20 protein-coding genes, 2 tRNA genes and 1 pseudogene are annotated in these 20565 nt (G+C 69.7%); 3 read left to right on the forward strand and 20 right to left on the reverse strand.

Annotation, left to right across the window (positions count from 1 at the left end; translation table 11 throughout):
• Nucleotides 1-3: 3 nt before the first annotated feature.
• The 3 genes from DCI01S_RS04875 to DCI01S_RS04885 all read left to right on the forward strand — a co-directional run bounded on the left by DCI01S_RS04875 (nt 4) and on the right by DCI01S_RS04885 (nt 925).
• The gene (locus tag DCI01S_RS04875; RefSeq protein ID WP_061228213.1) at nt 4-606 is read left to right on the forward strand and encodes a DUF3566 domain-containing protein; all 603 of its coding nucleotides are present in this window, start codon (nt 4-6) and stop codon (nt 604-606) included.
• A gap of 112 nt (nt 607-718) precedes the next feature.
• Nucleotides 719-792, forward strand: a tRNA-Ile gene (locus tag DCI01S_RS04880).
• 60 nt (nt 793-852) lie between these two features.
• A tRNA-Ala gene (locus DCI01S_RS04885) sits at nt 853-925 on the forward strand.
• 610 nt (nt 926-1535) lie between these two features.
• Here the strand turns inward: DCI01S_RS04885 and DCI01S_RS18130 are convergent.
• From DCI01S_RS18130 to DCI01S_RS04990, 20 genes and pseudogenes are all read right to left on the reverse strand, one after another.
• Nucleotides 1536-2600: pseudogene (locus DCI01S_RS18130) on the reverse strand (recombinase family protein); the annotation flags it as partial.
• Between the two features lie 211 nt (nt 2601-2811).
• Complete coding sequence (locus DCI01S_RS04900) at nt 2812-3042, reverse strand: hypothetical protein (RefSeq protein ID WP_061228216.1); 231 nt, start codon at nt 3040-3042, stop codon at nt 2812-2814.
• Nucleotides 3042-3644 (reverse strand): hypothetical protein, encoded by a 603-nt coding sequence (locus tag DCI01S_RS04905; protein WP_102162517.1) that lies wholly within the window; start codon nt 3642-3644, stop codon nt 3042-3044. Before DCI01S_RS04905 ends, DCI01S_RS04900 begins: the two co-directional genes overlap by 1 nt.
• 16 nt (nt 3645-3660) lie before the next feature.
• Nucleotides 3661-4107: a single-stranded DNA-binding protein gene (locus DCI01S_RS04910; protein WP_061228217.1), complete on the reverse strand. Its 447-nt coding sequence runs from the start codon at nt 4105-4107 to the stop codon at nt 3661-3663.
• A 106-nt stretch (nt 4108-4213) separates the two neighbouring features.
• Nucleotides 4214-5995: a type IV secretory system conjugative DNA transfer family protein gene (locus DCI01S_RS04915; protein ID WP_061228218.1), complete on the reverse strand. Its 1782-nt coding sequence runs from the start codon at nt 5993-5995 to the stop codon at nt 4214-4216.
• Nucleotides 5992-6558, reverse strand: coding sequence for a hypothetical protein (locus tag DCI01S_RS04920; protein WP_061228219.1), 567 nt, complete (start codon nt 6556-6558; stop codon nt 5992-5994). Before DCI01S_RS04920 ends, DCI01S_RS04915 begins: the two co-directional genes overlap by 4 nt.
• On the reverse strand, nt 6558-8051 hold the full coding sequence (locus tag DCI01S_RS04925) for a putative type IV secretion/conjugal transfer ATPase (protein ID WP_061228220.1): 1494 nt from the start codon (nt 8049-8051) through the stop codon (nt 6558-6560). The genes DCI01S_RS04920 and DCI01S_RS04925 overlap by 1 nt, the downstream gene beginning before the upstream one ends.
• Nucleotides 8048-8908, reverse strand: a complete 861-nt coding sequence (locus DCI01S_RS04930) for a hypothetical protein (protein WP_061228221.1) — start codon at nt 8906-8908, stop codon at nt 8048-8050. The genes DCI01S_RS04925 and DCI01S_RS04930 overlap by 4 nt, the downstream gene beginning before the upstream one ends.
• 102 nt (nt 8909-9010) lie before the next feature.
• Entirely contained in the window at nt 9011-10474 is a 1464-nt protein-coding gene (locus tag DCI01S_RS04935; protein WP_061228222.1) for an SCO6880 family protein, read from the reverse strand.
• A 4-nt stretch (nt 10475-10478) separates the two neighbouring features.
• Nucleotides 10479-11888 carry a conjugal transfer protein TrbL gene (locus tag DCI01S_RS04940; protein WP_174521522.1) on the reverse strand — a complete coding sequence of 470 codons (1410 nt, stop codon included), beginning with the start codon at nt 11886-11888 and terminating at the stop codon, nt 10479-10481.
• Nucleotides 11889-11961: 73 nt separating this feature from the next.
• Nucleotides 11962-12282: a DUF6112 family protein gene (locus tag DCI01S_RS04945; protein WP_061228224.1), complete on the reverse strand. Its 321-nt coding sequence runs from the start codon at nt 12280-12282 to the stop codon at nt 11962-11964.
• 131 nt (nt 12283-12413) lie between these two features.
• Nucleotides 12414-12680: a DUF6112 family protein gene (locus tag DCI01S_RS04950; RefSeq protein WP_061228225.1), complete on the reverse strand. Its 267-nt coding sequence runs from the start codon at nt 12678-12680 to the stop codon at nt 12414-12416.
• Nucleotides 12681-12685: 5 nt separating this feature from the next.
• Entirely contained in the window at nt 12686-14332 is a 1647-nt protein-coding gene (locus DCI01S_RS04955) for a M23 family metallopeptidase (RefSeq protein ID WP_061228226.1), read from the reverse strand.
• A gap of 15 nt (nt 14333-14347) precedes the next feature.
• Nucleotides 14348-15046 carry a hypothetical protein gene (locus DCI01S_RS04960; protein ID WP_061228227.1) on the reverse strand — a complete coding sequence of 233 codons (699 nt, stop codon included), beginning with the start codon at nt 15044-15046 and terminating at the stop codon, nt 14348-14350.
• Nucleotides 15047-15088: 42 nt separating this feature from the next.
• Complete coding sequence (locus DCI01S_RS04965) at nt 15089-16096, reverse strand: ParB N-terminal domain-containing protein (protein WP_061228228.1); 1008 nt, start codon at nt 16094-16096, stop codon at nt 15089-15091.
• Complete coding sequence (locus tag DCI01S_RS04970; RefSeq protein ID WP_061228229.1) at nt 16093-16995, reverse strand: hypothetical protein; 903 nt, start codon at nt 16993-16995, stop codon at nt 16093-16095. Before DCI01S_RS04970 ends, DCI01S_RS04965 begins: the two co-directional genes overlap by 4 nt.
• A 100-nt stretch (nt 16996-17095) precedes the next feature.
• On the reverse strand, nt 17096-17527 hold the full coding sequence (locus DCI01S_RS04975) for a hypothetical protein (protein ID WP_061228230.1): 432 nt from the start codon (nt 17525-17527) through the stop codon (nt 17096-17098).
• A complete protein-coding gene (locus DCI01S_RS04980) occupies nt 17524-18342 on the reverse strand; it encodes a DUF2637 domain-containing protein (protein WP_174521523.1) in 819 nt (272 codons plus the stop codon). Before DCI01S_RS04980 ends, DCI01S_RS04975 begins: the two co-directional genes overlap by 4 nt.
• Nucleotides 18339-19244, reverse strand: coding sequence for a bifunctional DNA primase/polymerase (locus tag DCI01S_RS04985; protein ID WP_244881654.1), 906 nt, complete (start codon nt 19242-19244; stop codon nt 18339-18341). Before DCI01S_RS04985 ends, DCI01S_RS04980 begins: the two co-directional genes overlap by 4 nt.
• Nucleotides 19245-19282: 38 nt before the next feature.
• Nucleotides 19283-20404 carry an ArdC-like ssDNA-binding domain-containing protein gene (locus tag DCI01S_RS04990; RefSeq protein WP_061228233.1) on the reverse strand — a complete coding sequence of 374 codons (1122 nt, stop codon included), beginning with the start codon at nt 20402-20404 and terminating at the stop codon, nt 19283-19285.
• Nucleotides 20405-20565 lie beyond the last annotated feature (161 nt).

Genomic DNA, 20565 nt, shown 5'->3' on the forward strand with positions numbered 1-20565 from the left:
GCGATGACCGACCCGACCGATCCGGCCGCCGCGCGTCCCGAGACCGCGGGTTCCGGGACCGCGGGTTCCGGTGCCGAGGATTCCGGGACCGCGGGTTCCGGATCCGGCGCGAGCGAGGCGGCCACCACCGCGTTCCCGGCGGCGACCCAGCACCGGGCCGAAGGCGTGAGCGGCGGCCTGTCCAAGGCCCACTCGGGCGGGGCCGCCGGACGGGCCGCGCCGGTCGTATCGCCCACCGAGCGCCGCGGGCCGCTCGAGTCCGTCCTCGTGCTGCGCAGGATCGACCCGTGGTCGGCGTTCACCACCGTCCTGGGGCTCATGTTCGCCCTCTACCTCGTGTGGATGGTCGCGATAGGCGTGACCTACCTGCTGTTGTCCGGGATGGGTGTGTGGGACCGGCTCGGCGGGCTGCTGTCCGGGGTGGCCGGCGACGAGTCCGCGTCCGTGATCGGTCCGTCGACGATCTTCCTCTACAGCGGCGGCGTCGGTCTGCTCAACGTCCTGTTGCTGTCGATCCTGGCCACGCTCGCGGTGTTCATCTACAACCTCGCGGCAGACCTGACCGGCGGCGGAGTGCAGGTGACGCTCAGTGACCGCCGCAACTGACGCGGCACCGGGGGACGGCCCGGAGGCCGCCCGGCGCGCTGTCCGTGACCGCCTCCGAGTTGCCGATTTGGGTCCGGGGGAGTGCGTCGGGTAGATTCATCCATCGGTACGAGGGCCTATAGCTCAGGTGGTTAGAGCGCCAAACTGATAATTTGGAGGTCGGAGGTTCAAGTCCTCCTAGGCCCACTCCGCAAGGCAGACGCCGGATCCGCACGCTGCGGTCCGGCGTTTATGCTTGGCGGTGACGGGGCCTTAGCTCAGTTGGTAGAGCGCTGCCTTTGCAAGGCAGATGTCAGGGGTTCGAATCCCCTAGGCTCCACCCGACGCACAAGGCTCGAACCCTTGCCAACAGAATCGTTGGTGGTGGTTCGGGTCTTGTCTGCGTTCTCGGCCCAGGTGAGGGCGTTGGCGTTGATCTCGGGGTCGAGGAGCATCTCGAAGGGCCGGTTGTTCTCGACGCGCAGTTCGTCGTCTTCGTCGATGTAGACCTTGGTGAAGAACGCTTGGTTGCATAGGCGCCTGTTGGCGTCGTCGCACCGGTTGTAGATGTCAGCGCAGTTGGTCAGCAGGTTCAGGGCGTCGTCGAGGTGGGCTCGGGCGTCGGCGTACTCGCCGTGGTGGGCGTCGATGCGCCGGCTGACTTGGTCGAGTTCGCCCAGGATGCGGTCTTGTTCGCGTTTGAGCAGGGCAAGCGGGATCGCGTCGGCGTAGTGGGCTTGCAGGAGCCGTTCCTGCTCGTGTTGGAGGCGGTCGCGGTTGGCGGTGAGCTGGGCCAGTTCGTCGACCTCTGCGGACATGAGCCGGTCGAACTCGTGATGCAGCATCCCGGCGAGTGCTTCGTGCTGAGCGGGGGTGATCTGGATGCGCTGGTAGTAATCCTCGATCAGTTTCTCGACATCGGCGATGAGGATCGCGCTGCGGTCGCAGTTGGTGCGCTTGGAGTGCCGGCCGGAGCAGACGAAGTAGCAGTAGACGTTGCCGTGTCGGTTCTTCGCGTTGGACACGATGAGGCGGGACCCGCATCCTCCGCAGTGGATGGTGCCTTTGAGGTAGTGGTCGTGGATCTGCGTGGCCTCGGCCGCGGACTTGTGAGCGGTGAGGACGGATTGGACCTGGTACCAGACCTCGGCGGGCACGAGCGGCTGATGGGCTCCCTTGTAGTTGACGCCGCGGTATGTCACGTCGCCCTTGTAGTAGGGGTTGGTCAGCAGTCGGTGCACCGAGGACACGGCCATCGGCTTGGAGGGGCGTTTCGGGGTGGGCAGGCTCATCAGGCCGCGGGAGGTGAGTTCGTCGTGGAGCTGGCTGACGGTCCAGTTCCCTGAGGCGTAGGCTTTGAAGGCCCACTGGACCAAGGGTGCCCGCTCGGGGTCGAGTTCGACGGTGCGGGCCTCGCGGCCGAGTTCGTCGCGGGTGCGGACGTTGAGATAGCCAATGGGTGCCTTACCGAGGGTTCCACCGCCGGCGGCCTTCTGGGTCATGCCTTTGGTGACTTCGGTGGCGAGGTTGCGGGAGTAGAACTCGGCGATGGTGGACATGATGCCGTGCAGCAGCATCCCCGAGGGCGTCTCGTCGATGTTCTCGGTCGCGGAGACGAGTAGGACTCCGGCTTGCTGGAGGGCGAGGTGGATGGTCACGTCGTCGGCTCGATTGCGGGCGAGACGGTCGACCTTGTGAACGATGCAGTAGGCGACCTTGTGTTGTTTGACGTAGGGGATCATCCGCATCAGCTCGGGACGGTCGGCCTTGCGCGCGGACTCACCGGCGTCGACGAACTCTTCCACGACGGCCGCGCCGAGTTGGCCGGCCTTGCGGCGGTTGGCTTCGCGCTGCGCGGGGATGGAGAAGCCCTCGTCGCGGCCGCCCCTCTCTGCCTGTTCCTTGGTGGACACGCGCAGATACGACACTGCCACGGCGGCACCTTCGGGTGGGTCGATGAGGCTCTGTGCCGGGTCGTCACGGACGGGGTCGGTATTGTTGGACGCGGTGGCCATCGGGGTCCTTCTCTCACGCGGATCGACCCTCGCGTCCACGGGCCGATGGAGGCCGGGACGGGGGTGTTGATCGTGAGAGCAGCCCGAAGGCTGTAGGACTAGACCCAGAGAGGGTCACGTTGCGTGTTGCCCGCCACGTGGCGGGGTTTAGGACCACAACACCACACGCGGTGCGCGAGGCTTGCTTGGTTCATTCTACCGTCCCGGTCCGTCACTGCGCGATAGCCGTAGACGCCGAGGCGCCGCCGGTGGCGGGGCGGTAGGTGTCGGGTAGTTCGGCTGCCCGGTGTTCGGCGCGGGTGCGGCCGGTCTCCTGCAACGTCAGCCGGATCAGGACCTCGGCGAGCTTGTGGAGGTCCGGCTGGTCACGATGGACCGCGCGGACAGAGAACGACCGGTCCTCGTAGCTACGGCGGTTCGTCTTCTTCGCGTAGGAGCCCATCAGTCCCGCACCTCCCCGGTGTCGCGGTCGATGTGGGCGTAGAACTCGTCCTCGGTCTGCTGGCGGCGCCGCACATCGGCTTGGACCCATTCCACGAACTCCTCGTCGCGGTCGGCGATGACGATGTCCTCCACCGGCGGTGCAGGGTCCTCGCCGGGCCAGACGGTCTGCCGGGTGGGCCGGTCCCGATCCAGGCGAGTGCCGGAAGCGGCCACCCAGTCGCGGAGCCGGTTGCGGGTCTCGACGAAGTCGCGATGCCACCCGCTCGGGGCGGAGCCGTTCTGCTCGGCGTCGTAGGCGCACAGCCAATGCAGATGCAGAGCGGACAGCTCCCACACCAGCTCGGGGTGGTGGTGCCAGAACGGTGGGATCACGCTGGCGGGCAGCCCGTAGGTGTGCCGAAGCCAGTCCACCCACCGGTTCAGAGCCAGCCATTCCTGTTCCAGCTCGTGCGCGGTCAGCAGATTCCAGTTCACCGGGCGCGGTGGCTCCGACACGTCCGCGGCGCTGATCCGCGGCGGACTGTCGAAGACATCCGATTCATCCAGGACGGAGTCGTCCGCCCCGGCGCCGGCGTCAAAGTCGGGAGTGTCGTCAGTCATCGTCGCGGCTCCCGGCTCACAGGCTCAGCGGCGACGACTGGGCGGCCGGTGCCGGCCGGTGTGGTGCCTCGAACGCGGTCGCCTCCCGCTCCAACGCGGCCCGACGCGGTGTGCGGTCCACGTCGTACCGGGTGCGGGCCGTGTCGTGGCCGATCTTCTTGGCGACGAACTCCTCACCCTCGACGTTCTGGCCGTTGCGTTCGTAGCTGACGGGCCGCGTGTAGCCCTCGGCGATGAAGTTGTCGCCCTTGGCGAACTTCGCGTGGGCGTGGTCAGCCGAACGGCCGAACATCACCATGTGGTGATAGCTCGTCTCGATCTGGGTGAACGACCCGTCGTCCTCGCGGCGGAAGTGCTCCTTGCCGATCCGTGCGTAGAACCGGGCATCGCCCTTCGACGTCTCGCGCAACTGCGGGTCCGAGGCGATGAACCCCGACAACGACTCCTGCGTTTGAATAGCCATGACAATGCCTTCCTGCCTTCTCGATAGCGACCACCCGTTCGGGGCCGCTGTGTCAGGCAGGTGCACGTCCGCACACACGCACGCGCATGTGTCATGGCACCGCGTCTTAGGACTCGGTGGGGCGGCGCAGCAACGCCTCGATCTCGGCCCGGTCCGTCTTCAACCGGGCGGCGTCAGGGCGCGATGGCCAGGACCGCAGGTCGGTGACGATGGGCGGTGCCGACCGCAGGAGGGTGATACCGGTGCCGAATGGCAGCGTTCTGATTCGGTCTGGCGGCAGGATGGGGACGCGGCGGATGGAGCGTTGGTTGGAGCGGGTGCCGTGGTCGCCGAGGGTCACCGAGTCGGTGTATTCGTCGCGTTCGCCGATCAGGGTGGTCAGGTCTTGGAGGTCACGGCTGTTGGAGGCGCCGCCGAGGATGATTTTGACGATGCTGGCGTCCCAGATCGCGCCGGCGGCGTTCTCGTTCCACTTGTCCCGTGCCTGCGCCAGCGACTGCAAGACCGGGAGAGTGGTGATGCCTGTGCCTCCGCCTTCGGCCATCAGCGTCGGCAGTGACGGCAAGGGGGCTAGGTTGCCGATCTCGTCCAGCGCGAGCAGTAGGGGCGGGTCGAGCCTTGCGCCGGGTGAGCGCGCGGCGATCTTCCGTGCGGTTTCGATGAGGTCTTCGACGAACGACGCCACGAGGGCTGCGGATGCGCCGGCGCCGGCGCCGGTGGCGAGCAGGTAGAGCGTGCCGCGCTCTCGGATGAAGCCTTCGGGATCGAACTCCTCGCCTGGGCCGGGTGTGACGGCATCGAGAACACGGGGGTCGGCCAGTGCACCGAGGGCCAGCGCCACGCCTTGCCAGATGCTGTCGCGGGTCTTGGGGTCGGAGTCGATCATCGCCCCGAGGGAGTCCGCCCACCCGGTCGCCGCGTTCGGTGAGTTGGTGAGGATGGCGACGGCTTCGGCTGCCGCACTCGGGTCGAGGGTCCACCGAAACAGTTCGGCCGGTGGCCGGTGGTCGAGGGCGGCGGCGTGCAGGAGCGATTGGAGGGCTGTACGTGTTTTGCCCTCCCAGAAGCCCCCGGATTCGACCCCACCGGCGGACAGCCCGGTGGCCGCGGCGAGGCCGGTGGCGCGGATCATCGCGGTCAGCGGGTCTTCGCAGCCGCGGACGGGTGACCAGCGCATCCCGGCAGGCAGCCCCTCAGCCAAGCGCTGCGGGTCGAATACGGCGACGGGGCCGACCCGCTCGCGGGCGCGGAGGGTGGCGGTGAGGTTGTCCGGCCGCGTGCTGGTGGTGACGACGGCGCCGGGCGCGTCGAGGATCGCCGGGATCACGATGTGCAGGCCTTTGCCCGACCGCGGCGGGCCGATGAGCAGGATCGAGTCCTCCACACTCGCCCAGACCTCACGCCTCTTGGAGGTTCCGATCCGGTAGCCGACATCCGACGGGACGGGATCGCTCAGCGAGGGCCGAAGTGTCCCGGCGCGGCGTAGCAGCGCCTTGCCCGAGGCGGTCTGGGCGACTTCCTGGCTGTTGGCGGTCCCGGCGAGGCGCCGCGGGTCACGCTCGACCTTCCGTGAGTGCCGTCGTAACCGACCCCACACCCATGCACCGGTGGCCATGAGCCCTGCGAGCAGGGCCGCGGTGGTGATCCAGTAGGCGACCGGGTGCAGGCCATCGGCGGCCAGCGCGCTTGCGGGGTCACCGGGGTTGAACAGCACCCCAAGCCCGGCGGCCGGGCCGGCTTCGGGTTGGTGTGTGCCGGTGAGGAACGCCGCGACGGACCCTGATGCGCGGAGGATGAGCGCGACCCCGAACAGGCCGACCAGGCCGACGAGGGCGGCGTTGGTCAGCTCCTCGCCCATGCTTCCGGTCTGCCGTGGCGGTGCGCTCACGGCAGCCGCCGCACATGCAGGGTCCCCGAGACGCGGCCCAGCAACACGACCTCACCCGTGCCGTCGCGCAGGACTGGCCGGAGGCGGTCGAGGTCGAGGAGGGTGCGGGCGTCCCCGGTACCGGTCGCGTCGGTGTGGGAGACGATGACCGCGACGGCGACGTCCTCGCCGGGCACGAACCCGTCTGCGGTCAACTCCGCCAGCGCGGGGCCGCGGGGCTTCGTCGTGTGCTTCCCCCGCCCCGAGCCTGGCTCGCTTGGTTCGGCATCGGCGGGTGGCGAGGTGCGGCGGCGGCCGCGGATGATGTCGGTGAACACGGTCCCGTCGGTTTCGCGGACCTCGATGCGCACGGTGATCGTCCGGTCGGCGGTGATGGCGTCCAGGAGGGTTCCGAAGGTGCTCCGCGTCCACGTCTCTCCCTCCGATGGCGGAGGGAAGTTGGTGCCGTCGACGGTGACGTGCAGGGCGCCGGTCTCGGTGACGGTGATGACGACGTGAGGCAGCACCACCGGGGTCTCCTCGGGCTTGTGCGGGGTCGCACGGTGTGGGGGTGTGCGGGTCATCACTTCACTCCCGAGGTGAGCCGGGAGCTGGTGTCGAACAGTTCCAGCTCGGCCGGATGCAGCTGATGCTGGGTGACGAAAGCCCGGTCTTTGATCCGCCAGAGCCCCTGCCCGACCCCCAGGGAGGGGAGGAGTTTCTGCTCGGTGCCGGTGAGCCCGAGGGCGTGGGCGGTGGAGCCGAGCTGATCGGACTCCTGCCGGTAGACGATCCGGGTCTCGGCATTGGCCAGGAGACTGTTGGCCAGGGAGCGCATGGCAGAGCCGGCGTCGCCGACGTTGTCGAGGTCGGAGAGCTTGTGGAAGATCAGCATGTTCGCGATCCCGTAATGCCGCGCCAGCCGCCAGTGCGCATCCATCCGGCGCAGCAGGGCAGGATGGGACATCAGCCGCCAGGCTTCGTCGTAGATCACCCACCGCTGCCCACCGGCCGGGTCCAGCAGGGCCGATTCCATCCACGCCGAGGAGCACGTCATCAACACCGACATGAGCGTGGAGTTCTCCGTCACGCGGGACAGATCGAGCGAGATCATCGGCAGGTCGGGATCGAACGCCACGGTCGAGGGTCCGTCGAACAAGCCGGCGAGGTCACCGGCCACCAGGCGGCGCAGGGCGTGGCCGACGAGCCGGCCGTCTTCGGCCAACCGCCCGTCCGCGTCGTCTTCCGCATTCGGTTGGAGGATGCGGTCGACGACCATCGGCAGGATCGGCACGGTGTTCTCCCGCACCGTCTCGGACAGCGCCAGGTCGATCGCCGTGTGCTCCAAGGGCGTCAGACCTCGGGTGAGGACGGTTTCTGCCAGCGCGCCGATGAGGTCGCGGCGGCGAGAGGCGACCGTGGTGGCCCACTGCGCATCCGAGAACCCGGAGGGTCGGTGACCCTCGTCGAGAGGGTTGAGGCGGGTGTTCAGGCCGTGGCCGAGGACGATCGCTCGCCCGCCGACCGCTTCGGCCACCCGGGTGTGTTCGCCCTTGGGATCGCCGGGCACGTACACGCGCCGCCCGAACGGCAACGACCGCGTGTAGAGCGACTTCGCCAAGCTCGATTTGCCGGAGCCGACGATCCCGGCCAGGACCAGGTTAGGAGCGGTAATGACCCCACGGGCATAGAGCACCCAGGGGTCGTAGACGAAGGAGCCGCCGGAGTAGAGGTCTTGGCCGACGAAGACCCCGTCGGCGCCGAGACCGCCCTCGGCGACGAACGGATACGCGCCCGCCAACGTCGCCGACGTGTCCTGGTGCCGAGGGAGGTGGAATCTGCCCGGTGTGCGCAGCGCTGCCGGTCCGGGTTCACCCGCGGCAGGCAGATACCGCGTCGCACGGCGTTCGGCGCGCTCGGCGTCGGCTTTGGCCTTCGCTGCTGCCTGCTCGGTCCGGCGCTGCTCGGCCTGGAGGCGGGCGGCCGCCTCCCGGCGCTGCTTGCGCAGCCGGCGTCGCTCCTTCGCCGGAGCGACCAGCACCGAGGTGTGCAGCCGCTCGGTCTCGCGCGCGCTCACAGTGACAGCCCCCGCCCTGCCGGCCCGGCCGTGCGGGCGGGACCGGCGAACCAGTCCTCCTCTGTCGCGGGAGATGTCCGCAGCGATCGCTCCCGCATCGCTGTGCGGGTGGAATGCGATGTGCTCGTGTCGAGGGGACCGACGCCTGCGATGGCTTCACGGGCGGGCACCACATCGGCGTCGTCCAGTTCCGCATCGGGTGGGACGGTGTGCTGGCGGAGCAGGCTGACGTGCCCCATGGCCGGGTTGTAGGTCAGGGCGTAGTCGCCCTCGGTCACGACCCTGTCCAGTGCCCCGGTCGGGGGTGCGTCGTAGACGTAGCCGTTCTCCATGGCGGCGCCGGTGGTCTCCTCCCCGAAGTCCCACTGGGCCAAGTGGGTGATCGCGGTGTCGGTACCGGCGCGGTCGATCAGGGCCAGCACCTGATCGGCCTCCTCGCCCTGGAGGAACACCACGGAGACCCACCGCCGCTCGGCAGTATCGGTCGGCGCCTCGGTCGAGATAGCTGGCTCGGCGTGCCAGGCGATACGCCCCGAATGGGAGAACGCGGAATCGAGGTGGTCGTGGGCCTGGTCGAGCAGGGTGCCGGCGTGGTGCAGCTCGTCGGCGGCCGCGAACACGCTGTCCGATCCTGCGAGGTGATCGCCATCGTCATCGTGGGCACGGTCGCGGTGGGTCAGATGCGTGTTCGCGAGCTGGTCGAGCACCTGCCGCAGCGACCGCACGCTGGCCACGAGGTCACCGAACACCGCGTACGTGTCGGCGGGATCGTCGAAGACCCGGCTGGCGTGCGCGAGACCGCGCAGCGCTTCGGATGCTTCGGCGGCATCTTTGAGTGGGTCATGGAACGTGGGCATGAGCGCCTCCTGTGGGCGAGAACGGAAAACCCCGGCATCCGGGGTTCGCCTGTCAGGTGCACGCCCGCCCCCGCTGTGAGTCCCGCCCCGCAGTGAGTTGGGTCAGATGTGGCGGCACAGCGGCAACGCGGCAGCGGTGAACGCCGCGGCCTGCTGGCCGACCAGCAGCCGGGTCTCGCAGGAGGCTTGGATGGCGGCCTGTTCGATCGCTGCCACGGCGGCGTCGAGTTCGTCGACGGTGGGTGCGGAGACGCTGATGAGGCCGGTGTAGCGCAGCACGCCGTGGCCAGCGGTCAGGTCGGCTTCCTGCTGGAGGACGTCGTGGTATTCGGCGGTGTGGGCGGCGTATTCGATCTGCCCGATCTTGGCGCGTTGGGCGGCGTCACTGATGTGTTCGACCTTCTTCTTGCGGATGTCCCGGGCCGCCTGGTCCGAACGCATCGGCGTGCACAGCAGCGAGAACGAGCGCTGGATGCCGGTGGACAGCAGCACCGGGGACAGGAAACCGGGGTAGACCATCGAGCGGGGCCACTCATTGATCCACAGCACGGCGTGGTGGGCGGAGTCGGTGCGCAGCCTCGTCCAGGATTCGTTGACGGCCACGGGTCCGGCCGTGGCGAGCTGCTGGCCGAGTTCGCCGTGGCGCGCCAAGGTGGCGGCGATGGCCGGGTCGTACGCGGCGCGCAGGATGACGGCGATCTGCCCAGGACTCAGCCAGCCCGATGGGGTGAGGTCGGCTGAGCGCAGGGCGGCGGTGAGGGTGGACATCTCTTGGCGCAGTACGGCGGCAGCACCCCGGATGCCGCCCCCGGCGGTCCTGATCTGCCGCGCGCTGGTCTTCATGTCCAGGCTCAGGGACACGGTGGTGGCGTGGCGTTCCCCGGCGGGGCCGGCGCGCTCGATGAGTTCGGCATACGTGGTTGCGGCCCACGTGTCGTCGGCGGTGCCGTGGGTCGCCCACCATTCGGCCAGCCCGGTGCCGGAGTCTGGCAGGGTGCGCTCCAGCACCTGGAGGGTCGCGATCCGCCCGGAGCGGCACACGGTGGCCAGCACCCGGCCCCAGGAGGTGACCCGGCGTTCCTGCTCGCCGGGATCGAGCAGCACGAACGCGGGATGGGTCACCTCACACACCACGGTCAGGGTCTGCTGGTGAGGGTCGTGGACCATCCCGGCGCCGGTGTCGGGGTCGGTGTATTCGCGCAGTCGGGCCATGTCACCGGGCAGCGCAAGCGTGCCGGCCGGTCGTGGGACAACGAGGCGGCGCCGGTACAGGAGCTGGCCGCCGGTCGCACGCCACAGCCACCAGAACGTGACCGGCAGCCATTCCACGGCCGGACGCCCGGCAACCGGTACCCAGGTCAGGGCGGCGGCGAGCACCCAGACCGGCGCGGTGTAGGCCAGCAGGATGCCACCGCCTGCATACAGCGCGACCACGACGGAGAGGACACCGGTGGCGAGGGTGATGAGTTGGGATAAGGAGAGGCCGAGGAGGATGCCGCGGCGGGTCAGGCGGGAGAACTTGACCGGCACCAGCGCGGTCGAGGGCTCTTTCTGCTTCGAGGTCATAACCTCACTCCTTCCCAGTGGGCTTCGGCGCCGGCGGTGGCGGCGTCTTCGGCCGGCGCGGCTCCGGCTGCGAGGGACCGGTCGACGGTGCCGCAGGTGCCGGCGTGGACGACGGCTTGGGCGTGGGGCTCGATGACTGGGGCGCCTGCGATGGCGGTGGGGTGCTGCCGGACTGCCCGGCGGCGCCGGCGGCAGTCTCGCCCTGGCTGCCGAGCGCTGTGCCGGCCTTGGGGCCAGCGGTGGCGGCGTCCTTGGCGACCTTCGCGCCGATCACCGCCGCCGCGGCCGGCCCAGCCGCAGCACCAGCACCTGCACCAGCACCGGCTGTGCCGCTCGCACCGGCGGACCCGGAGCCTGCTGCGGCGGCTTTCCCTCCGCCTGCCCCGGCAGTGCTCCCTGCGTTCTGGGATGTCGGAGTCTTCGGCTGTGGCGGGGTGTTCCCACCGCTGTCACTGCCACCGCCGCTGCCGCTGTTGCCTCCGTCGAGGACCTTCTGCGGGCCGTCGCCGGCCGGTTTGCTCGGTGTCGGGATGGGCCGGTTGAGGGCGCTCTTGGCGTCCTGCTCGGACCCGATCGCGTGGTACATGTCGAAGCCCACAAAGGACAGGAACTTGTAGGTCAGGTATGGGGCGAACGCGGCCATCGCCATCAGCACGATCCCGGCAATCGGATCGCTGACCGACGACAGGTCGCCATCGATCGGCGCGGCCACCTGTGTGACGGCGACGAGGAACATGACGACCAGGACCAGCTTCGAGCAGATCAGCGCGATCACGAACATCGCCCACTTGCCGATCCACCCCCGCGTCGCATCCCACGACGCGCCGGAGAACGCCAGAGGTGCAAGCACGATCGCCACCAGCAGCAACGCCTTCCGCACAAGAAGGGAGAGCCACACGATGGCCGCCGCGCTGATGGCCAGGCCGGCGAGGAAGATCGTGATGATCGCCCCCACCCCGGGCGCGGCGATGTTGATGCCGACCAGTCCGGCGGCCAGCAGGGTGATCTTGTCGCCCATCGACTCGGTGGTCTCCCCGGCGGCCTGGATGATCCCGACGCACAGCTGATCCACGATCTCCAGGAGGAGGGCGGTCAGGGTGATGACGACGAAGCTGCCGAGCACGGACTTCGCCAGACCGAGCGCGGCCCTGCCCAGGGCGGTGGGGTCGCGGCGGATCAGACCGGTCATGAGTTGGAGGCAGAAGAAGATCAGCATCACGAACACCGCGATGCCGAACAAGATGTTGTAGACCGCCACGTACTCGGGCCGGGTGACGTCCACCAAGGTGGTGGTGTCGAACACCGTCCACACGGCTTCGAACAACCAGCCGGCGGCAGCACCCATGGCTTGGGCGAGCCAGTCGAACGGCGCCGCCACCAACGAGGCCGCTGCTTCGCCGGCGGTGTCGCACACGGTCGAGATGATGGGAACATCGCACACACCCACCGCAATCACTCCTCAGATCGAGTTGATGGAGGGGGTGGGGTCAGACCTGCTGGCCGACGTTCCAGAAGAAGTTGATCAGCGTCACCGACGCGCCGCAGATCACCGCGGCGCCACAGGAGACGAGGACGCCCACCTTGCCCCGGCCGGCCAGATGCGGATTGGAGGAGTTGGCGCCGAAGCCCCACACGATCGCCGAGATGATCAGCGCGAGGACGGACAGGATCAGGCCGATGGTCATGACCGCGCCGACGATGGTGCGCAGCTGGGCGATGCCGGGAAGACCGGAATCGTTGGGGTCGATGTTGATGTCCATCGGCACCAGTGCGGGTGCGGCCAGGACGGTGGTGATGAGGTCGAACACGGTGGGTCTCCTGACGAACGGACCCGCCCCGGAGGGCGGGGAACGCGGATGGGTTCGTCGGGCAGGTGCACCGCCCGCCCCACAGTCCTAAGAACGCGGCGCCGCGCGAGGGTTCGCGGGCGGGCAAGGGGTCAGAGCTGCTGACCGAGGTCGATGAGCCAGTTCAGCCACGCCACCCCGCCGCCGGCCAGAACCGCGGCACCGAGCGCGGTCCAGGCGCCGATACGCGCCTTCGTGGCGGTGGCGTGGTGGCCGTTGGCGGTGGCGAGTGCCCAGATGAGGGCGCAGACGATCAGCATCAACACGGCGATCACCAGGACGAAGGTGAGCAGCGCGCCGATCACCTCGCGCAGGTCGCCGATCCCGCCGAGGCCGTCGAAGTCGGGGAACACGTCCATGCCGCTCAGCTCCCGGACCGAACGGTGACATGGAGGTGGTCGTAGTGGCCGCCGGTGACGTCGCCGGGGTCGTGCATGCCGCCGCCGGTGTAGTCGCGCCAACCATCGGCGTCGCGGGAGAGGGACCAGATCTTGCCCTGCCAGATGAGGTACTCGACCCCGAGGGTTTCGGCGTGGTCCTGCATCCAGTTGGTGACGTCCCAGCCGGCTTCGAGCTGCGCCGGTGTGGGGTGCTGGCCGATGGCGTTGCCGAAGGTCAGATCGCAGGCCCGGCCGAGCGGGTGTTCGGAGCGCGGTGAGTAGCAGGCCCAGGAGGTGTCGGGGAAGGCGGCGGTGCCCTGCTGGTACAGGTGCAGCATCCGAGCGGTGATCTGTCCATCGCTGGTGGGGTCGTCGACGAGGCGGTCCGGGTCACCGTCAAGGGGGTCGGGATGCCCGCCCGGGGTGCTGGTGTCGGGGTCGCAGCCGGCCGGGGCGCCGGTCTCGGGTTCGGGGAGGTCGGCGGCATCATGGGCGTTGAGCCAGGCGGCGGGGTCGGTGTGCTCACCGTCGGTGCCGCCGTGGCGGACCTCGAAATGCAGATGCGGCCCGGTGCTGTTGCCCGAGGAGCCGATGTCGCCGATGTGCTGGCCGGCGGTGACGGTGTCGCCGGGTTGGACGTGGATGCCGGTCTCCCACATGTGCCCGTACGCGGTCGCGACACTCTGCCCGTTGATGGTGTGTTCGATGACGATGAGCCCGCCGTAGCCGCCGGAGAACTCGGCGACGGTGACGGTGCCATCGGCCGCAGCGAGGATCGGGATGCCGTCCGGGGCGGCGAAGTCGGTGCCGGTGTGGAACGAACTCTCCCCGGAGATCGGATGGACCCGCGGCCCGTACTCGCTGGTCAGCACCGAGGTGCCCGCGGGCACCGGGAACACCACCCGCGAAGACTCCGCAGCAACAGTCTGCACGGCCGGAACCGTGGCGTCGCCGGCCGAGGCGCCCGCGCTGGCTGTCGTGGTGGTGCCGGTGAGGGTGGTCAGGATGGTCTCGGCGACGGACTCGTAGTTGCGGTACCGGTCGGGGTAGGCGGACACCTCGACGGCTTGGGCGGCCTCGCCCTTGTCCATCTGCTCCCAGCCGGGAATGTCCAACAGGCCACGCGGTGAGGGGTGGTTGGGGCCGGTGGGTCCGCCGAAGAACGCCTGCGCCTGATACGTCGGGTCCATCAGCTCGGCGACGGTGCCCCACCCGGACTGCGGGCGCATCTGGAACAACCCCAGGGAGTCGTTGTCGGAACCGTCGCCGTCGTTGGGATAGTCCGCCGACTCCGGATAGACGCTCGTGTTGGACAGCATCCGCAGGGTGGATTCGGTCAGCGCCGCCATCAGCGCAATCACCAGCCCGTCCCGGGTCACCCCGTCAATGCCGGACCCGGTCTCGATGATCGTCGCCGCATGCGTGAGCTGCTGATTGTTCAGCGTGAAGGTCTCGCCGTTGGCGGTGGTGACCTCCAGCTCGTCAGGGACGCCGCCGACCCTGACACTTGTGCCGGCCACGGTGCAGGAGGCCGAGGCGGCAGGGTTCATCACCACCCCGACCCCGACCAACACCAGCGACGGCGCCAGGAACACCAGCGCGAGAGCGGCGAGGGCGAGCTTCTTCACCATGAGCGCACCTCCGGCCTATCGGAGGGGGTTGTCGAGCTGGGACAGCCGCAGCAGGTGGCAGGTGTCGTAGGTCGGGCCGCAGACGAGGAACACGGTGAACGCCACCGGATGCTCGGAGGTGACGGTCTCGTCGTTCCAGACCCCTTCGCGGTGGCGGGTGCCCTCGATCGTGTAGGCGATGGTGCCCTCGGCGAGCTGTCCGGGTTGTGCCTGTTCGAGGGCCGCATCCCAGGCATCGGGGACGAACACCTCGTCGATGGTGAGGTGCTGGGCGGTGGCGTAGTGGCGCAGCTCGATCCAGGCGTCCCGGTTCGGCAGGTAGGTGGCGATGTCGGAGGCAAGGCCGGCCTGCTCCGCACCCGAGGGGTCGCCGACGGCGAGGACGACCGAGGTGTAGTCCACGGGCATGAACCCGCTGGCCGTGTCCCAGGCGAACAGCGCCGTCGCGACGTTGCGGGCGAAGGTCGCCGGATCAGCCGAGGCCCGCACCGTCGGCAGACGCGGTGTCGCGGTCGGGGCCGGATCACCGGGCACCGGATCGCTGGAGGCAGTAATACCTGGTCCAGGCTCGGTCTCAACCATGCTGCCGGTGGGTGGTCCGGTGAGGAGGCCGTAGACGCCGACACCGGCCAGCACCAGGACCGCCACGAGGGCGGCGAGTGCGGCGATCAGCCGGTGACGGGAACGCGGGGCAGACAGGTCGGGAGTCTTCATGCCCGGTAGGTGCACCACGTGTACCCGCAGTCGCCCGAATGCTCAGAGGGCGCGCAGGTGTCCCCGTGCGGGCGGGGTCTCGTGGCCTGCCCGGCGGTCGCGGGCGGTACGCAGTTCCTCGGCGAACCTGCTGGTGCCCTCGACGGCGGTCAGGAAGGACTCGATCTGCTCGTCGGTGAGTTCGGCGGCGAGCTGCTCGGCGTCGTAGTGGGTCCACCAGTTGGCCAGTTCGGTCCAGGTCAGCACAAACGCCCGCACCGGATACCGCACCGGCGCACCATCATCGTCGGCTGGCGCCGTGGACCGGGGGGTGCGCTTCTTCGCTGTCGCGGTCTTCGCGCGGGCGAGCGCGTCGGCGGCAAGCTGGTGCAGGTCCGCCTCGCGCTCATCCCTGGCTGTCTCGGCGAGATCGCGGAGGTGCCGGTAGATCGGATCGACGGCGGCACCGGCGTCGATCCGCTCCAGCTCGCCGGCCACGTATTGGCGTAGCTCGGCCGGCTGGGCGGGGTCGTCGGCAAGCTGCTGGAGGTAGCTGATCTTGTCCAGCGTGGTGTGGGACGCACCGCCCGGGATCATCGCCGCCGCCTGCTCCCGTGCCTTCCCGGCAGGTGACGGTGGTGCAAAATTTGCACCACCGTCGCTTCCAGGCTGATTTTCCGCACTGAACCGGGCCGCGGCCTGCCGGCGGGCGGCGTCCTCGGCCATCAGCGCCTTCAGCTCCCGGTAGAGGGCGGCGGCCTCGGTCTGGGTCAGGGGTTTGTGCAGGACGTTGTCGTCCTGCTCGGCCAAGAGGTGCCCGAGCCGGTCGGAGATGCCCGAGCGGACCCACACGTTGACGGTCTTCCAGCCGAGCTGTCTGATCGCGGTCAGCCTCCTGGCCCCGCACACGAGCACGCCGTCGGGGGTGATGGTGATGGGTTGGAGGAGGCCGTCGCGGTCGATGGAGGCCGCGAGTTCGTCGATGCTCCCCAGCTCGGTGCGGTGTCGGCGCCCAACCTGGATCGAGGCGACGGTGCGTTCCAGCTCGATGGACCCCGCCGGCGCGCTCATCGCGACCCGCCCCCACGGGGATTCCGGTTGCGGTGGGCGGGTGCGGCCAGGGAGATGGTGAGCACGAGGTCGTCGTCGCGCAGCAGCACCGGCAGGCTCTCGCCGATCAGCAGCCGCAACAGGACGCCCCGCCCCGCGGTCGTGGCGGCGTAGGCGGGGTGGGGGTTACCCAGCAGCGCCTTCAACAGCGCCGTCCAGGAATGGCCGGGGATGTCGAGCAGTGCGCGGGCGTGCTTGTCGCGGCGCAGCGCCTCGTAGGTGGCCTGGCGGGTGCCGGCCTTGGTCAGCACCCCGCACACATGCTCGATCCCGGCGCGCGCCGTGGCTGGCGGCCAGTCCAGCAACGTGAACAACGCGATCGCGTCCTCGACCGTGGAGCCCGCCGACGTGCGCGCCCGCACCGACGCTGGCGCGCCGTCGCCCTCATCATCGGCGGCGGTTGTGGTGTCATCGGTGATCTGGAATGCGGGGTGGTAGTCGGCCAGCGGGTTCTCCCGGTCGGAGAAGCGTTCGGGGTCGTGGAACGCTGAGATGTGCGGGCGGCGTGCCTGGTGGACCGAGCACAGGAGTCCTTGGGCGCGTTCTTCGAAGATGCACGTGATCCGCACCGCATGGGTCACCACCGCCCACGGATCATTCGCCGTGCGGGCAGCTTGGGTGCGCATCACGTCGAACGCCGCGGTGGCTGCCTCCCAGGGGTCCAGGTCGTGCTTATGCGCCAGTGGCGCGTACTTCTCCGCCGCGTAGGCCATCAGTTCTGCGGCGGTGGCGTCGTGCTCCCACGCGCCTGGCCCGGCATCGTGGAGGCGAGTCAGCAGCGTGCGTAGACCTTCGCTTCGCGTGAAATCCTCGCCGCTCTCGGTTCTCTGGCGAATGGTGGTGTGGGCGTTCTCGGTCATGGTGGGGGCACCTCCTAACAGGCAGGTGCGCACGCCGTCCCCAACGACGACGTCCATGCTGCCTGCCCGGGCGGTGCTCATGACCTCTCACCTGCTCAGCTCATCCGACCGGCGACCGCGACGGAACGGACTCGGTTGTCTTGCTGCGGCCGAAGGCCGACAGCGGCGGCAACCGGCGCGCCCGATCCCCAAGCCCTCGCACACCGGTGTTCGTGGCGGTGCGGGTGCGGCGAGCCAACTCGACCTCGAAGTCGATGCCCCGCCCCGCCAGCGCCGCACCCTGGCGGGCGAGAAGGTCCGTAGGGCGCACCCACTCCACCCCCCGCGCACGCAGGCCCGCATCTTGGGCGAGCCGCTCACGGCTGTGGCCCCGGAGACCAGCGATCCTCGCCGCTTGCACTGCCTCTGGTGTCTCCGCCTTCTCGGCCGGCGGTGTCTCGACCTGCTCGGCTGGCGTCAACGTCGGGTGGCCGGTCTCCGGCACCGGCGGTCGCCGGTGAGGTTCCTGCTGGTGGTCGTGATCGGGATTCATGCGTCCTTCGCCTCCTCGGCATCGGCGTGTTCGGTGGTATCGGGAAGGTGCGCGCTGGTGAACCACCGGCCCACCGTGGACGGGTGGACGCCCAGTTCGCGGGCGATCTTCTTGTTCGACCATCCCTGCCCGCGCAGCGCCGCCGCCCGCGCCCGTCGGTCGGCGGCATCCGTCGCGGCATCGCCCTGCGGGTCAGCGCGCCGGGCCGCTGATGCCTGCCTCGTGCCGGGAGCTGCGACGGGGTCGTTCTCCTGCGAGGTCGGCGCCCACAGCGCGGCGGCTTCCACGCCATCTGGTGCTGTCACCGCCGATACCGGCTCCCACGCTGCGTCCGGGCCGGGGTCCTCGATCGCTGCGGCTTCGATCGCGGACTCGTCGGTGGATGCGGGCACCTCGGCGGCAAGTTGCGGTCGGGTGAGGATGACGGTCAGGTGGGTGATCGCCAGCAGCACCACGGGCGGCACCGCCGCCACCGCAGCCGCCAGCACTCCGGGCACGTCCGCATCGGCAGCCACCACGGCATGGATCGCGTTGGCGGTCACCGACACGAGAGCGCCGCCGATCAGCAGCGCCCACGGGTACCACGCCGACCGCTGGCCGGCCAGGGCGACGACGGCGACGGTGGCCACGACGATGATGCCGTCGACGATCAGCGGCCACGCCCACGCCTGCGAGCCGCCGACCCCGGAGCGGGCGGCCAGGTCCGCCAACGCCGTGAACGACAGCCAGAACGCGCCGCCGGCGATGAACACCGTCCCGGCGACCGCCGTGACCACCGCCCACCGTCGACTCGTCGGACTGCTAGGGACGGTCATGACAGCCGTCGTCCCGGAGCGGACGGACGCACGGTCGCCTCGCGAGCAAACCACCCGTCTCTGGCCTGCGGCGCGCCGCGTTCCACCGGCGGCGAAGGGCGTGGTTGGGGTTGGGTGGTGCGGTAGGCCGAGCGGACGGTCGTCGTGATCTCCCGCTCGCCCAACCCCACTTCCGAGGCCGCGGCCGCGAGCACATCCAGTGCCTCCGGGGCCGGGACACCGTTCTCGGCCAGTCGGCAGGCGGCCCAAAACAGGCCCCGGTTCCGTTCCCCTTCGCCGCGGGCAGCGACCCACACCGCCAGCCGCGACACATCCACCGACCGCTCCACATCGTCGCCCGTCCTGGGCGGGGGCATCGGGCGCGGGTCGAGGAAGTCCCGCAGCCGGTCCGAACCCAGCGTCGCCGAGGGGCCGGTGTTGATCTGCCGCACCCGGTAGCCGACAGCTCCGCCATTGGTGGACACCATCGAGGGTGGGACGAGGATGTAGCCGCCGTCGCCACGGAAGTCCACACCGGCGCGCGCGGCCTGCCAGGACCGCTGCGCCCGCTCCGGTGTCGCCGGGTAGTAGGCGTGCATCCCGCCCGACGGCGTGGACACCAGGAACGCCCACCCCGACACGAGGCCGGCACGGTGGGCGCGCCCGAAGGAGGCGAATCCGTCGACGGGGGCGTGGACATCGACGTCCACCACCACCATCCCGGAGGTGGCGCCGGTGGGGACAGCGAGGTTCGCATCCGGGTGCGTCCGCCACCAGGCTTCCACCTGGCCAGGATCGGTGGTGGCGTCGTGGAACCCGTGCGCGGTGAGCGGACGCTTCCCGCCCGGCACGCACGGGAACACCGGCACCCCTGCGGCGGCGAGTTCTCGTGCCGCGGCGGAGACCGGCCATGGCCTGGTCATCTGCGACAGCACACCCGCGAGCGCATCCGTAGCGGCCATCACAGATCCCGTCCCTGCATCACGGCCGTGCTGGCCGCGGGGCGGGGACCCGTTTCGGGCACGGGCTCGACCCGCCTCGCCGACGCTGCGCGTTCGGGTGCTGTCCGCTCGTGGGATGGCTGGTTGCGGTGCGGCGTCTCACGGTCGAGACCCGGTGGAGTGCCGTCACCGACCTGGGCGGTGTCGAGCTGATCGAGGATCGCAAGCGCGGTCTTGCGGACCCGCTCGCCGGTGGCCTTGACGATCTCGGCCGGTTCCTTGCCGTCCACCCGCGCCGCCCAGGTCGACACGTAGGGGATCGTGTACCCGGTCGTGTCCATGTGATGGGCGGCGCCGATCATCAGCGCCACCGACTCGGCCTCCACCTCCCCGATGCCGCGATGCTGGCGGGCGTCCTCCTGGTCGGGGCCGTGCATCAGGACGTGCCCAAGTTCATGGGCGAGCGTCTTGACCTGCGCGGCGGGGTCCATGTTCTCCCTGACCGCGACCGTCTTCGCGGTGTAGTCCGTCATGCCGTTGGCGCCGTGGATCATGCCCTCGTGCGGCACCCGCAGCACGGTGAACCCGCGCTCCTCAATGAGCCTGGCCAGACCGTTCCATAACCCGGCCGGTGCTTCGCCTTCCAGCAGCTTCGGCGCGGGTGGTTCCGGGATCGGGTCACCGGCAGTCTGCGAGGCGTCCCACACGTAGGCGGGCTTGGCGGTAATCATCTTCGAGCGCACGACCTCACCGGGGCGTGGCTTTTCGCCCATGCCGAGCCGCCGCCACGACTCCGCATCCTGTGGCGTGGCGGTAGCGAACCGGCCGGTGACCGGGGCGAGGATCATGTACCCCGACTGACCCTTCTCCACCTGCCGGCCCAAGGTCTGCCACTGGCGATACCCGGCCGCATACGACGGCATCGGCTCCGGCACCCGACCTGCCTCGTAAGCCGCGGCATGCTGTGCCCAGATCAACAGGGTGTTGGAGAACGATCTCGCCCTGAACCGCGCCGCGAACGCGAGCGCACGGCCCCAGTCGTCGCCAGAGACGAGCTGTTCGACGGCGCCGGTCAGCTGCTCATGCAGCTCATCGAGCTTCGCCTCCCGCGCGGCCTGGGCTTCCTCCCGTGTCGTGGCCATCGTCGCTGTCTCCTCCCGATACCCTTAGCACCGGGCCGACTGGGCTCGGTGACCATCAGGTGCGCCAGGGACACCAGGGCGACGAGACGGACGACGACGGTGTGACCGTCAGAGCGCGGGGTGAACCCGACGAGTCCTACCGGACTACCAGCCCGTCAGGT

The sequence above is a fragment of the Dietzia cinnamea NBRC 102147 genome (genome assembly GCF_001571065.1).
Classification (GTDB): Bacteria; Actinomycetota; Actinomycetes; order Mycobacteriales; family Mycobacteriaceae; genus Dietzia; species Dietzia cinnamea.